This is a genomic window from Phascolarctobacterium sp. ET69 (assembly GCF_023336935.1).
Lineage (GTDB): Bacteria > Bacillota > Negativicutes > Acidaminococcales > Acidaminococcaceae > Fusicatenibacter_A > Fusicatenibacter_A intestinipullorum.
The window spans coordinates 85,367-98,983 of sequence record NZ_JAMBLR010000002.1 but is presented as its reverse complement, the minus strand read 5'-3'; the positions used below and the strand labels follow the sequence as shown (position 1 = coordinate 98,983).

The window sequence follows — 13,617 nt, the reverse complement described above, 5'->3', positions numbered from 1 at the left end:
ATGATGAAAAAACTTTTACTGACAGGTTTTGACCCTTTTGCACATTATAACATTAACCCCTCGTGGGAAGCAGTTAAGGCCCTGCCGGAAGTAATCGGCAGCTTCAGCGTGCATAAAATGCTGCTGCCTAATATTTACGGCACGGCCGGGCGGCTGCTGCTTGAAGAAGCTGAGCGCCTTAAACACGACGTTATTTTAATGACGGGCATGGACAGCGGCAGCACACGCCTGCACCTTGACGCTGTTGCCGTAAACCTGCGCGACGCGCTTTTAGAGGACAACAAAGGCGCAGCACCCTGGGGCGAACCCGTTGTGCCGGGCGCACCGGCAGCGTATTTTGCAACCATACCAACGCACACCCTTGTAAAACGCCTGCAAAAGCAGGGCTGCCCGGTTCACCTTGGCTACTGCACCGGCGGTTATGTGTGCAACGACATTTTTTACACCGCATTGCACCACTTTAACGGCACGCCAGTAAAAACCGGCTTTGCACATGTGCCGCTGCTCCCGCAGATGGTATGGGACGAAAGCAAAGCCCTGCCGCTTGAAGAAACCGTAAAAACCCTGCGGCAGATTATTGAAAATCTGTCGGAAATACTGACGGAGGAAGAGCATGCTTGACGCAATCGCCGCAAGGCGCAGCATACGCAAATTTAAAAACACGCCGGTACCGCGCCATATAATTGAAGAAATTATAAAAGCAGGCGCACTTGCCCCGTCCTCCAAAAACAGGCAGCCGTGGCATTTTGTGGTAACAACCGGCAAAGCAAAAGAAGAAGCGCTGGCCGCAATGGAACAGGGCCTGCACCGTGAAGCGCAGCAGCCGTTTTTGCCCGAAAGCGCGCAGTATATAGCCGGTGCGTGGAACACGCTTGCCATTATGCGGCAGGCACCCATAATTATTTTTGTAGTCAATCCGCTGGGGCTTGATTTACTGACACCGCAGAATGCAGAAAACCGTGTGTTTGAAATATGCAACACACAATCAATAGGCGCAGCCGTGGAAAACATGTCGCTGGCGGCGGTGGAAGCAGGGCTTGGCAGCCTGTGGATTTGCGACACCTATTTTGCGCAACAGGAGCTGTGCACATGGTTGGTCGGCGAGCTTGCCGCAGCTTTTGCACTGGGCTACGCTGATGAAGAACCTGCCCCGCGTCCGCGCAAAAATTTTGATGACATTGTTGAATGGCGCAGCTGAAAATACCGTCAGCCGTATTATGCGGCTGACGTTTTTTATTGCCATTTTAAGGCTACTGTAAACCATAAAAACTTATTGACGCAGTCTTAACTCCAACGATATGATAAAAATTAACAAGGAGGGATTTATATGCAGAACAAAAAACTTGCCTTTGGCATGATGCGTCTGCCGCAGCTTGACGACAACCCCGAACATGTTGATTTGGAGAAAACCTGTGAAATGGTAGATGCATTTTTGCAAAAAGGCTATACCTATTTTGATACCAGTTATGTTTATCACAACGGCAAAAGCGAGGAATTTACCCGCAAGGCGCTGGTAGAACGCCACCCGCGCGAAAGCTTTACGCTTGCCACCAAACTGCCAACCTGGGCAATTAAAAGCGAAGAAGACGTTAAACGTATTTTTACAGAGCAGCTGCAAAACTGCGGCGTAGATTATTTTGATTATTACCTTGTCCACAATCTGAACAGCGGTTTTTATGACAACATCGTTACGCCGTACCATATTTTTGAAATTCTTTCGGCATACAAAAAAGAAGGCAAAATCAAGCACCTTGGCTTTTCCGTTCACGATGCGCCGGAATTTTTGGAACGCATCCTGAACGAACATCCCGAAGTTGAATTTGTGCAGATTGCCTTTAACTATTATGATTATTCCGCAGCGTGGGTACAGTCGAAAAAATGCTACGACATTATCCGCCGCCACGGCAAACTGGTTAACATTATGGAACCAGTTAAAGGCGGCATGCTTACCTATCCGCCCAAAACGCTGTTTGAACAGCTGCAGGCAAAACGCCCCGGCATGACACCTGCCGCATGGGCTCTGCGTTTTGCCGCTGACCAGGAAGGCGTACAGGCAATTCTTTCCGGCATGTCTACCGTAGAGCAGGTTTTGGAAAACACCGCCGTTATGGAATACCCGGAACCGCTGACTGACGAAGAAAAACAAATGCTGATTGACAGCGCACCGCTGTACAGGGAAATGGGGCCGTTCCACATTAAAGATTTCAGCGTATATGACGGGCTTGTTGATAACGGCCTGCCGCTGGCAGCACTGCTTGAAAGCTACAACGCCTGGCTGATTCAGAAAGAACACGGCGCCCCGATATGCGCAGAGTTCAGCTATTATGCCGGACCGTATTTCAGAAGCGGCGTTAAAGGCAGCTGGGTAGAAGGCACAATTACCGACAAAGACGGCAACGACATTACCGAAACCGTTAAAGAAGCAGAAGCCTACTTTAAAACCTTTATCGACTGGGTAAATTAAAATTATGTGTAAAAGTAAACCGGCAGCTAATATAAAAATCGGCTGCCGGTTTTGCTCTGTTTATTATGAATTTTTATTTCTTCTCTGCCGCCAGTGCATGGCGTTCCCCTGCGGCATAGGCTAAAATGTTTTATATAATTGCTAATGTTATAAATTTATACTATACTTAAAATAGTAACTGTATCAAAATATGCGCAAAGGAGGGAAAATATATGAGTTCCCTTTTATCCAAAAAGAACATGACAGAAGAAGATATCAAGCTGCGCTATATTACGCCTGCCATAACAGCCAAATGGAATGTTGAAAACATAACCATGGAAACGCAGATAACGGACGGGCAATATAATTTGCGAGGAAACATCGCCAGCCGCGGACCTGCCAAACGTGCAGATTATCTTTTATACATCAATGCCAATAATCCTATTGCCGTTGTAGAAGCTAAAGATAATAACCACAGCATTTCTCACGGTTTGCAGCAAGCGATGGCATATGCCCAAATGCTCGATTTTCCTTTTGCATACAGTTCCAACGGAGATGGCTTTGCCGAGCACGATTTTTTAACCGGCAAAGAGCGCATATTACAATTAAATGAATTTCCCAGTCAGGCAGAATTAATTGCCCGCTATAAACAGGAAGCAAATATAAATACTGAACAGGAAACACTTATAGAGCAGCCCTATTACAGCAGCCAAACAACTTATCCGCCGCGCTATTACCAGCGTATTGCCATAAACAGAACTCTTGACGCTATTGCCAAAGGGCAAAACCGTCTTTTACTTGTTATGGCAACCGGAACCGGCAAAACCTATACAGCCTTCCAAATAGTTTACCGCCTGCTGCAAAGCGAAATAAAACATAAAATTTTATATCTTGCCGACCGAAACATCCTTGTTGATCAGTCTATTCAGCAGGATTTTGCTCCGCTCGAAAAAGTAATTCATAAAATTAATGTTGCTAAAGACAACAAAACAACAATAACCTCACATCAGGTATACTTTTCACTGTATCAGCAATTAATTGGCGATAACGATGAAGAACATTTCAGCAAACTTTTTAAGCCCGATTTTTTTGATTTAATAATTGTTGACGAATGCCACCGCGGCTCTGCTAAGGACGATAGCCGCTGGCGCAGAATTTTGGAATATTTTAACTCTGCCACGCAAATAGGTATGACCGCTACTCCAAAAGAAACCAAATACATTTCTAACCTTAGCTATTTTGGCGAACCGGTTTATACTTACAGCCTTAAAGAAGGCATAGAAGACGGATTTTTAGCGCCGTTTAAAGTTATCAACATAACAACCAATATCGGTGACGGCTGGCGGCCTTATAAAGGGCAAAAGGATATTTTTGGCAACGAAATAGAAGACCGTATTTACAATAACAGCGATTATGATTACAACATCATTATCGAAGACCGTATTGTACAAGTTGCTGCCGAAATTACCAATTACCTAAAAGCCACAGACCGCATGGCTAAAACCATTGTTTTTTGCCCAACGGAAGACGCTGCGGAACGTATGCGCCAGGCACTTGTAAACTTAAACAGCGATATTGTAAAAGAACACCCCGATTACATTGTGCGCATTACCGGCAGTGATGAATACGGTAAAAGCAAACTGGATTATTTTATATCTGTCAGCGCCAAATACCCGGTAATTGCCACAACCTCTAAGCTGCTTTCTACAGGTGCGGACTGTAAAATGACAAAGCTTATCGTGCTTGATGAAATGATAGGCAGCATGACGGAGTTTAAACAGATTATTGGCCGCGGCACGCGTTTACGCCCCAAAGAAGGCAAAACGCATTTTGTAGTAATGGATTTCCGCAACGTAACCCGCCTGTTTGCCGACCCTGATTGGGATGGGCCGATTGAAATTGACGATGAATATACGCCTAAAAAACCGGGTGCTTACCCGGAAGGCGGCAAAAATACCGGCGGCATTGCCGAACCGCCGCCTGAACCGTATATACCCAAACCAATCATCAATAAAGAAGGCTGTAAAGTAGAAGTAATTTACAAAACTGTATCCGTTTACGATGTTAACGGCAAACTACTGCGGCAGGAAAGCATTGTCGATTACACCAAAAAGAACATTCTTGACGAATATGCTTCACTTGATAACTTTATCAGGCAATGGACGGCGCAGCAGAAGAAAGAAAAAATCCGCGAAATGCTGCTTAACGAAGGCATTGACCTTGAAAAATTAAAAGCAGAACAAAATATGACGGAAGTAGACGATTTTGATTTTATTTGCCATATTGCCTTTGATAAAAAGCCGCTGACACGCAAAGAACGCGCCAACAACGTTAAAAAGCGCGACTTTTTAAGTAAATACAGCGGCATGGCACGCGAAATTTTAAATGCCCTGCTTGATAAATACATGAACACCGGCATTTATGAAATTGAAAAAACCGATATTTTAAAACTTGACCCGTTTATAAAATACGGCAAACCCAGCAAAATTGCCAGTTATTTTGGCAGCAGGGACGCTTATTTAAAAGCTGTGCAGGAACTGGAAAACGAAATTTACACGGACGAGGTAGGATAATAGATGAGTAATTTAACCGGATTTGTTAAAAGACTGCGTGATATTATGCGCAATGACGCAGGTATTAACGGCGACGCCCAACGCATAGAACAAATTACCTGGCTTTTATTTTTAAAGGTGTATGACGCCAAAGAGCAGGACTGGGAATTTGACGACAGCGATTATAAATCCATCATTCCCGAAAACTGCCGCTGGGCAAACTGGGCGGTTGATGATAAATCCGGCAAAGCCATGACGGGCGACACTTTGCTTAACTTTGTCAACAACACTTTATTCCCCACGCTGAAAAAACTTCCCGTAGATAAAGATACGCCTATAAAAAAAGCCATTGTGCAAACTACCTTTGCCGACGCTAACAACTATATGAAAGACGGCGTACAATTACGACAGCTTATCAATATAATTGACGAGCTTGATTTAAGCGATTATGACGAAATACACGCTTTTGGCGAAATTTACGAAAATATTTTAAAAGAACTGCAAAGCGCAGGCTCTGCCGGTGAATTTTACACTCCGCGCGCTGTTACCGATTTTATGGCAAAAATGATAAAACCGCAGATTGGCGAGCAAATGGCAGATTTTGCCTGCGGCACCGGCGGTTTTTTAACAAGCTGGCTGAAAGAATTGCAGCCGCAGATTAAAAACACCGCTGACCGCGAAGCCTTTGGCACATCTATTTACGGTATCGAAAAGAAACAATTTCCTTATATGCTTTGCATAACCAACCTGCTTCTGCATGATGTCGATACGCCGCGAGTTTACCACGACAACAGCCTGCTGCATAAAGTGCTTAATTACACCGATGACGACTGTTTTGACGTTGTATTAATGAATCCGCCCTATGGCGGCAGCGAAAAGAGCGAAGTAAAAAGCAACTTCCCGGCTGACCTTGCCAGCAGCGAAACAGCAGATTTATTTATGTCCGTAATAATGTACCGCTTAAAGCAAAACGGCAGGGCAGCAGTAATATTACCAGACGGCTTTTTGTTTGGCACAGATAACGCCAAAATTAATATTAAAAAGAAACTGCTTACCGAATTTAACCTGCATACCGTAATCCGTATGCCGGGCAGCGTTTTTGCGCCCTACACCAGCATTACCACTAACATTTTGTTTTTTGATAATACCAACCCAACCGAAGAAACCTGGTTTTACAGGCTTGATATGCCCAAAGGCTACAAACATTTTAGCAAAACCAAGCCCATGAAGCTGGAACATTTTACGCCGGTTATGGATTGGTGGAATAACCGCACCGAAATTAACATTGACGGCTTTGACAAAGCCAAAAAATATACTGCAAAACAGCTTATAGAAGATTTTAACTACAATCTTGATTTATGCGGCTACCCACACGAAGAAGAAGAAATACTTGACCCGATGGATTTAATCCAGCGCTATCAGGAAGAACGCGCAGCGCTGAATACCGAAATAGACTGCGTACTGGCAGACATTACTAAACTGTTGCGGGGTGAAAACCAATGACGCCGCAGGAGCTTAAAAACAGCATTTTGCAGCTTGCCATCCAAGGCAAACTTGTGCCGCAGCGCGTAGAAGAAGGCAATGCCGAAAACCTTTACAAACAAATACAAGCCGAAAAGCAAAAACTCATCAAAGAAGGCAAAATAAAAAAAGAAAAGCCTTTACCACCTATTACTGATGATGAAAAGCCCTTTGAAATACCGAAAAATTGGAAATGGGTAAGGCTTGGTGAAATTTCATTTATAAATGGTGGATATGCTTTTAAAAGTGAAAACTTTAAACAAAATGGTATAAGGGTAATTCGTATATCGGATTTTAACGAAAATGGACTTATAAACACTAAAATAGTACGTCATATTTTTGATGAAAGTTTAGAACCATTTTTATTAAAAGAAAAAGATATTATATTATGTATGACTGGAGGAACAGTTGGTAAAAGTTATTTTGTCAAAAAACTTAACGAACAAATGATGACAAATCAGCGAGTTGCTACAATTAGGAGTATTTTCGTTCATCAAGAATATATTAATTTTATTGTGCTATCTCCATTAATACAAAAAATAATAAAAGACAGCAAGAACTCAACAAATGATAATATTTCAATGGGAACAATAAATTCTTTCATTGTTCCACTTCCCCCACTTGCCGAGCAAAAACGTATTGTTGCCAAAATCGAGGAACTTTTGCCGTATGTTGAACGTTACGAAACTGCCTATAACAAATTACAGCAGCTTAATAAACGTTTCCCCGATGATTTACAAAAATCTGTTTTACAGCTTGCCATCCAGGGCAAGCTTGTTCCCCAACGCCCGGAAGAAGGCAATGCCGAAGATCTTTACAAACAAATACAAGCCGAAAAACAAAAACTTATTAAAGAAGGTAAAATAAAAAAAGAAAAGCCCTTGCCGCCAATCACTGACGACGAAAAGCCATTTGAAATACCGGAAAATTGGAAGTGGGTAAGGTTGGGGGAAGTAATAATTTTTATAGGAGGATACGCTTATAAAAGTAATTCGTATGTATCAAAATCTAATAATCAAATTTTAAGATTAGGAAATATTAAGCAAGATACTTTATTACTTGATGCAAAACCTGTATATATTTCAGATGAACTTTCCATTCAAACCAAAAATTTTAAAATACAAATTAATGATATACTAATAACAATGACTGGAACTAGACGAAAAAAAGATTATCTTTATACAACCAAAATAAATAAAAATGATGTAAAAGCTAGAAATTTGTTTTTAAATCAAAGAGTTGGATGTTTTAGAATAGTGTATGGTTTAGTACCAGAATTTTTGTTAAAAGTTTTACAAAGCGAAATAATCCGCGATTTAATTTTCAAAAAAGAAACCGGCACTGCAAATCAAGGAAATATAGGCTCTGAAGATATGAAAGAATTTATCTACATTCCTCTTCCACCATTTGCCGAACAAAAGCGTATAATTGCTAAAATCAAAGAATTTTTGTCATTATGTGATAAATTGAAATGAGGTTTAAAAATGATAAATATAGATAATTTGAAAACGACTTCCATATTAGCTTCTTTTGCTACATTAAAAAGCCTTTCTGATGAAAAAAAGTTTGAAAATTCTTATCAGCTTTTAAAAGAATTCATAATATACATAATTACAACAGACCCATTATATAGTTTTTCTGCTGTAGAAATGAAAAATAAATTAAAAGAACATTTTTTCTTTTTAATTCCAGAAGCCGTAATTAAAACCACTTTAAAAAATATTTCAGGTATTTCTTTAGAAAATGGAATATATCACGTTTCAATGTCAAAAATTAATTCAAAATCATTGTTCGAATTAAAAAGAAAAGAAGCCGATGAATATAATTCATTTATATTTAAAGATTTATCCAATTATGTATTAAGCAGAACAAATTTTGCACCTATTAACGAAGAAATATTAACTAAAGAACTGATAAATTTCTTAATTGATGATTCATCTTTAATTTCATCTAAATACACTGATTTCATTGGAGAATTCATTCTAAAAAATGAACATAACAAAGATATTCAAGATGGCTTAAATAGAATACGCGAAGGCAGTATTCTTTATATGGGATTAAGTTGTAATATTAGAGAAACTGGTAGTATTACCAAACCACTAACACTTTATTTAGGTACAGAAATTCTATTTAGTCTGGTTGGATATAATGGTGATATTTATCAGCAATTTGCAAATGATTTTTATGAGCAAGTACGAGTAGCTAACTCTAGTGGTCAAAAGAAAATTACACTTAGTTATTTTTCTGACATAAAAAGAGAAATTGATGATTTTTTTAAAACTGCTGAAGAAATAGTTGATGGCAAACGCCAATATTTATTAGACAAACCGGCTATGAAAGCCATAATAAATGGTTGTAGTACATCAGCTGATGTAGAAGTTAAAAAATCTGATTTTTATTATAAATTACAATATAGTTATAATATTATAGAAGATTATCATAATAATTACTATGATGAAAATTATTTTGCAACTAATTTAGAAAGTTTTGAATATGATGAAGATGATGAAGATGATGAAGATGATGATAAAAATTATAAAAAAGAAACTGCACTAAAACTTATAAGCAACATTAACAAACTTCGAAACGGTAATTATTATTGCAATGATCTTGATTCTGAACATCTCATTGTAACTAATACGAAAGTTACTCTTATTATGTCAAATAAACAATCAAATATTATTAAAAATCAAGAAAGTATTGACAATGTTTCTAATTTTGCCGTTTCGCTTGATAGAATAACTAACCTATTATGGTATAAGTTGGGAAATAGTTTTTCTAAAAAAGCATTCCCATCAAGCGTAAGTGCATTATTAAAAGCACGAGTTGTTTTATCTTCAAGTATTGCAAAGAAAGCAGAAAAGGCATTTTCAGAAGTGAAAAAGCAATACGAAGATGGTAACTTAACAGCAGATCAAGTTGCAGCACGAATAATTACTCTTAGAAATAAACCAAACTTTCCAGAAGATTTAAAGGGAGATAATATAGATGAAATAATGAACTTTTCGACTGAATATTTGAGTAGATATGAAGAAAATATAAAAAATACAAAAACTTCACTAAAAGAAAAGGAAGAATTTATTGCAACTTTAGAAGCAAATTCGCAAAAAGCACTATCTGAAAAAGAAGCTACTATTGCTTCACAAAAAGATATAATAAAAGGAAAAGATGACGAAAACGCTAAGTTACAAGATAAGATTAAAGAATATGAACGCAAAGAAGCAGAAGCAGCAGAAAAGGCAAGGAAAAAGAAAAATATAGCAATATTTTTTGGTAAAATATTATTAGTCTTTATATTAGTAATTCTATCAATTTTTTTAGAAAATGTATATCAATCTCAAATTACAGAACATTTTTCTACAGCTGTTGGCTTAATTAGTAGTGGTAGTTTATTTCAGAAAGATATAAAAAATATATTTAAAACGAAAAACAAAACTATACTTGAACAAGACAAACAAAACTAATAAGTATTTTATTCAAAACGAACAATATTTATAATTGGATAACCAAAACTACCGCTCTATATTATTTTAGTAAAAATTAGATCGGTAGTTTTGGTTACAATTTTACGCAATCGTTCATAATTACAATATTGACTGTTACTTTTCCCTCGTCAATGCGTTGCGCTCACCTGCGGCATAAGCTAAAATGTTAGCAACATATTGGTTTAAACTCAATCCTTCACGTTTTGATTGTTCCGTTATAATTCTGTGCAACGTTTTGGTTTTATTCAATTATCATCGTTTATAACTACAACCCACTTTCCTTTACGCAATGACCCGATATGTTTAATTTTATTTTCTTCCTGCATTTTTCTGATATGATATTTAACTGTATTTACGTTTAATTTTAAACGTTCTGCCATTTGTTTTTGGGATATCTCCGGTTCATTTTGTAGTAATTTTATAATATATTTCCACACTTCTTCATTTTGAGATTGGGTGGTGGATTGGGTGGTGGATTGGGTGGTGGATTCCGAATTAGCACTATTTAGAGGAACTATTATTTTAAAAACATCGCCTTCAATAAACTCCGGTTCCTTTCCGGAATAATATTTACTGTATTTAAACAAATTTCTTACGCCAGAACCAAGCTGGTCAGCATATCCAATGTTTCTAAAAAACGAGGCAATAATAGGATTTTTAGGGTTCGGTTCCATATTTTCCGGTGTTATTATACCTGACTGGACGGAACGGTTAGCGTTTTCTACATACATCCTATTATTTTCTATTATAAATTTTGCCTGATACGAACTTGTATACTCGCGATGGATTAAAGTGTTAGCAATAATTTCCCTTGTTATAATGTTACGAAGGCTTACTCTTTGGTCACCCTCTAAATAAAATTTATCAGGTAAATGTTTACGTCCAAATTCCATTAAAAGTTCATAACTTTCAATTAAATTGGTTTGTATAATCTCCCTGTCATCATAACGGTCTGTATTAATTCTGCGAAGTAATGCATCAGTCATATATGCCGGTACAACATCTTTAATAACTTCATCTTTACCAAGCAGCATAATAGCAGCTAAATTATAACCGTGTTCTCCAGTAGTTCTGTCTGTTCCGTAAAGTCCGGCGCTTTTTAAAAGTTCTTCATCGCTAAGACTGTTCCATGGATGTGTTTGCTCGCCGGAATTATTGACTGCCATTTTTCTAAGTTTTGGCAAAAGGTCTAAACGTAAATCATCCATTTTTAGATAAGGATAGATTCTTTTTTCAGTAAAAACATTTTGTTTACGTATGTACATTTGTGCTATTTGCGATGTTGCCGTTACTTTTACGTCAGCATCGTCGACACGGTCATAAATAACTTTTTTAAATCTATGCACCTCTGCACTTGGCGGAACATGAATGTGTATAATCGTTTTTCCTTTATATTTTTTTATTTCAGGTACCAAATAAATAGTTGGAGAAAAAAGATTTGGATTGCTAATACATTTTATAAAATTTTTTATCAATTGTGGCGCAGCTTTTTCAGAAATACCGGCTACTGTACCGTCATCTAATACACCTAAAAATATATCTCCGCCAAATCTGTTTAAAAATGCACAAACAGTTTCATAAACATCAACTTCTATCTGATTGTCGCAGCGCTTAAATTCTATTGCAATGTTTTCACCTATTTCAAAGAATGTTTTTAGCATTTTAGTATTCATTAATTTATATCTCCTTGGCAAAATCTTAATAAACTTACCCTCACAACTAAATTATATTATATTTTTTAATTAAATATAGTATCAGTATTTTTATTTGTAATGTATAATATCAGTATAATAATATTAAATTTACAATGATAGTGTTTACTACTATAATTTGAAGCGCACTATGTTTACATTTACAAGCGGCAACAAAAAAATAACGGTCTATCCCGCTTTGGCGGAAAACAAACCGGTAATTTATTTAACTACCTACAATGATGATGGCGGCGAGGTTTATGATGAGCTGCAAAAGCAGGGCTGCCCGGATTTTACTCTGGTAACTGTCAGCGGCTTGAACTGGGAAGCGGAGCTTTCGCCATGGGCGGCAGGCAATTTATTTAAGTACAGCGAGATGTTTACCGGAGGCGCGGACGCCTACCTGCAATTTTTAACGCAGCAGGTTTTACCGCAGGCCGAAGCAGGCTTGAACGGAATTTTGTGGCGCGGGCTTGCAGGATATTCGCTTGCAGGTTTGTTTACCGTATACGCGCTGTACAAAACGGATTTGTTCAGTCGCGCGGCAAGTATGAGCGGTTCACTGTGGTACCCCGGCTTTAAGGATTTTGCCATGCAAAGCGTGCTTTGTAAAACTCCGCAGCATTTGTATTTTTCGCTTGGCGATAAAGAAGCACGCGCACGCAACCAGTACCTTAAAACCGTGCAGCAGTGTACGGAAGAGCTGACAGCGCATTACCGCAGCCTTGGCATTAACACTTGTTATGAACTTAACCCCGGCGGCCATTACCGCAATATTATCAGCCGCAGCGCCGCCGGCATTAAGTGGCTATTAACCCAATAATAAAAGCAGCCCGCCGTTATCATGCGGCGGGTTTTACATTGTAAATTCAGCAAAAGCATAGAGATGTGCTTCAAGGCACGAGCCAAAAAATGTGGCGGTTAAATTCAGCATGCTATTTTTTGAGAGCCCGGCTGCGCAGCCCGGGCGGAATCGAAGAAGCCACATCATTTTTGCCGTGCCGCAGAAGTATATCTCTATGCTTTTAAATTTTTAAATTATGATAAAGCTACGCTTTCTCATTCCACAAAGTAAATCCCAGTATCAGTGCGCCGCCGATAAGCTGCATCAGCGTCATGGGCTCGCCCAGTAAAAGTACGGAAATTATTACGGCAACCAGGGGGTCTATATAACTTAAAATAGCGGCTTCCTGCCCCGTCAAATCTTTCAGTGCGGAAAAATATAGGCAGTAAGTAATGCCTGTATGGAACAGACCCACCGTCAGCAGGCATGCCCAGCCGGTACCGTCCAGCAGGTTTAAATTAAACCCGCTGCTTACCGCCACGTACGGCAGCAAAGTAACAACGGCAGCCAGCATCTGCAAAATGGTACGCTGTATGCCTGCCACGTTTTTAATAAATTTATTAAGCAAAATAACAGCGGCATAAAAAACCGCCGCCCCCAGCCCAAACAAAATGCCTGTAATACCGGCAGTTTCTTCACCGCCGCCGGTGCCTATAATAAGCACCAGCCCCAGCGTGGACATTACAAAGCAGATAATCTGTTTCGCCGTCAGCCGTTCATGAAACAAAAGCGGCGAAGCCACCGTAACGATAACAGGCGCAAAGTAATAGCTTAAAGTCGCCGCCGAAATTGTTGTATAGCGGTACGCCTGAAACAGCAAAATCCAGTTAATGCCCATGGCAATGCCGGAAGCAAGTAAAAGCGGCAGCTCACGCCCGGCTTTTTTTAAATTAAGCCCGCCTTTTTTTATAAATACCAGGTAAAACCCGATAAGGACGGATGCCAGCACTGCGCGGTACAGCGCCAGTTCACCGCTTGTTACACCGATATTGCGCGTAAAAACGCCCAGCGTGCCAAAAATAACCATAGCCGCACTGAGCATTAATTTTGCCTGTACACTTTCCTTCATAATATCTTTCCC

General features: G+C 39.2%; 10 protein-coding genes. 8 read left to right on the top strand and 2 right to left on the bottom strand.

The features are described 5' to 3' along the window. From M3079_RS03235 to M3079_RS03205, 7 genes are all read left to right on the top strand, one after another. Positions 1-621: a hypothetical protein gene (locus M3079_RS03235; protein ID WP_249077207.1), complete on the top strand. Its 621-nt coding sequence runs from the start codon at positions 1-3 to the stop codon at positions 619-621. After that, positions 614-1,198, top strand: coding sequence for a nitroreductase family protein (locus M3079_RS03230; protein WP_249077206.1), 585 nt, complete (start codon positions 614-616; stop codon positions 1,196-1,198). Before M3079_RS03235 ends, M3079_RS03230 begins: the two co-directional genes overlap by 8 nt. A 129-nt stretch (positions 1,199-1,327) precedes the next feature. Further along, positions 1,328-2,464: an aldo/keto reductase gene (locus M3079_RS03225; RefSeq protein ID WP_249077205.1), complete on the top strand. Its 1,137-nt coding sequence runs from the start codon at positions 1,328-1,330 to the stop codon at positions 2,462-2,464. Between the two features lie 212 nt (positions 2,465-2,676). After that, positions 2,677-5,016 carry an EcoAI/FtnUII family type I restriction enzme subunit R gene (locus M3079_RS03220; protein ID WP_249077204.1) on the top strand — a complete coding sequence of 780 codons (2,340 nt, stop codon included), beginning with the start codon at positions 2,677-2,679 and terminating at the stop codon, positions 5,014-5,016. A gap of 3 nt (positions 5,017-5,019) precedes the next feature. After that, complete coding sequence (locus M3079_RS03215) at positions 5,020-6,498, top strand: class I SAM-dependent DNA methyltransferase (protein WP_249077203.1); 1,479 nt, start codon at positions 5,020-5,022, stop codon at positions 6,496-6,498. After that, positions 6,495-7,991, top strand: coding sequence for a restriction endonuclease subunit S (locus M3079_RS03210; RefSeq protein ID WP_249077202.1), 1,497 nt, complete (start codon positions 6,495-6,497; stop codon positions 7,989-7,991). Before M3079_RS03215 ends, M3079_RS03210 begins: the two co-directional genes overlap by 4 nt. A 9-nt stretch (positions 7,992-8,000) precedes the next feature. Then, positions 8,001-9,980: a hypothetical protein gene (locus tag M3079_RS03205; protein WP_249077201.1), complete on the top strand. Its 1,980-nt coding sequence runs from the start codon at positions 8,001-8,003 to the stop codon at positions 9,978-9,980. A 266-nt stretch (positions 9,981-10,246) separates the two neighbouring features. Here M3079_RS03205 and M3079_RS03200 read toward each other — a convergent pair whose 3' ends face one another. Further along, complete coding sequence (locus M3079_RS03200; protein WP_249077199.1) at positions 10,247-11,674, bottom strand: RNA-binding domain-containing protein; 1,428 nt, start codon at positions 11,672-11,674, stop codon at positions 10,247-10,249. Between the two features lie 169 nt (positions 11,675-11,843). Here M3079_RS03200 and M3079_RS03195 point away from each other — a divergent pair, with 169 nt between their 5' ends. Further along, complete coding sequence (locus tag M3079_RS03195; protein WP_249077198.1) at positions 11,844-12,515, top strand: alpha/beta hydrolase-fold protein; 672 nt, start codon at positions 11,844-11,846, stop codon at positions 12,513-12,515. Between the two features lie 226 nt (positions 12,516-12,741). Here the strand turns inward: M3079_RS03195 and M3079_RS03190 are convergent, their stop codons facing one another. Next, positions 12,742-13,605 carry an EamA family transporter gene (locus M3079_RS03190; RefSeq protein ID WP_249077196.1) on the bottom strand — a complete coding sequence of 288 codons (864 nt, stop codon included), beginning with the start codon at positions 13,603-13,605 and terminating at the stop codon, positions 12,742-12,744. Positions 13,606-13,617 lie beyond the last annotated feature (12 nt).

Bases quoted from the DNA above. Each gene is read 5' to 3' on its own strand.
- M3079_RS03205 (WP_249077201.1), top strand. From the start codon at position 8,001: ATGATAAATATAGATAATTTGAAAACGACTTCCATATTAGCTTCTTTT.
- M3079_RS03215 (WP_249077203.1), top strand. From the start codon at position 5,020: ATGAGTAATTTAACCGGATTTGTTAAAAGACTGCGTGATATTATGCGC.
- M3079_RS03190 (WP_249077196.1), bottom strand. From the start codon at position 13,605: ATGAAGGAAAGTGTACAGGCAAAATTAATGCTCAGTGCGGCTATGGTT.
- M3079_RS03225 (WP_249077205.1), top strand. From the start codon at position 1,328: ATGCAGAACAAAAAACTTGCCTTTGGCATGATGCGTCTGCCGCAGCTT.
- M3079_RS03230 (WP_249077206.1), top strand. From the start codon at position 614: ATGCTTGACGCAATCGCCGCAAGGCGCAGCATACGCAAATTTAAAAAC.
- M3079_RS03210 (WP_249077202.1), top strand. From the start codon at position 6,495: ATGACGCCGCAGGAGCTTAAAAACAGCATTTTGCAGCTTGCCATCCAA.
- M3079_RS03200 (WP_249077199.1), bottom strand. From the start codon at position 11,674: ATGAATACTAAAATGCTAAAAACATTCTTTGAAATAGGTGAAAACATT.
- M3079_RS03195 (WP_249077198.1), top strand. From the start codon at position 11,844: ATGTTTACATTTACAAGCGGCAACAAAAAAATAACGGTCTATCCCGCT.
- M3079_RS03220 (WP_249077204.1), top strand. From the start codon at position 2,677: ATGAGTTCCCTTTTATCCAAAAAGAACATGACAGAAGAAGATATCAAG.
- M3079_RS03235 (WP_249077207.1), top strand. From the start codon at position 1: ATGATGAAAAAACTTTTACTGACAGGTTTTGACCCTTTTGCACATTAT.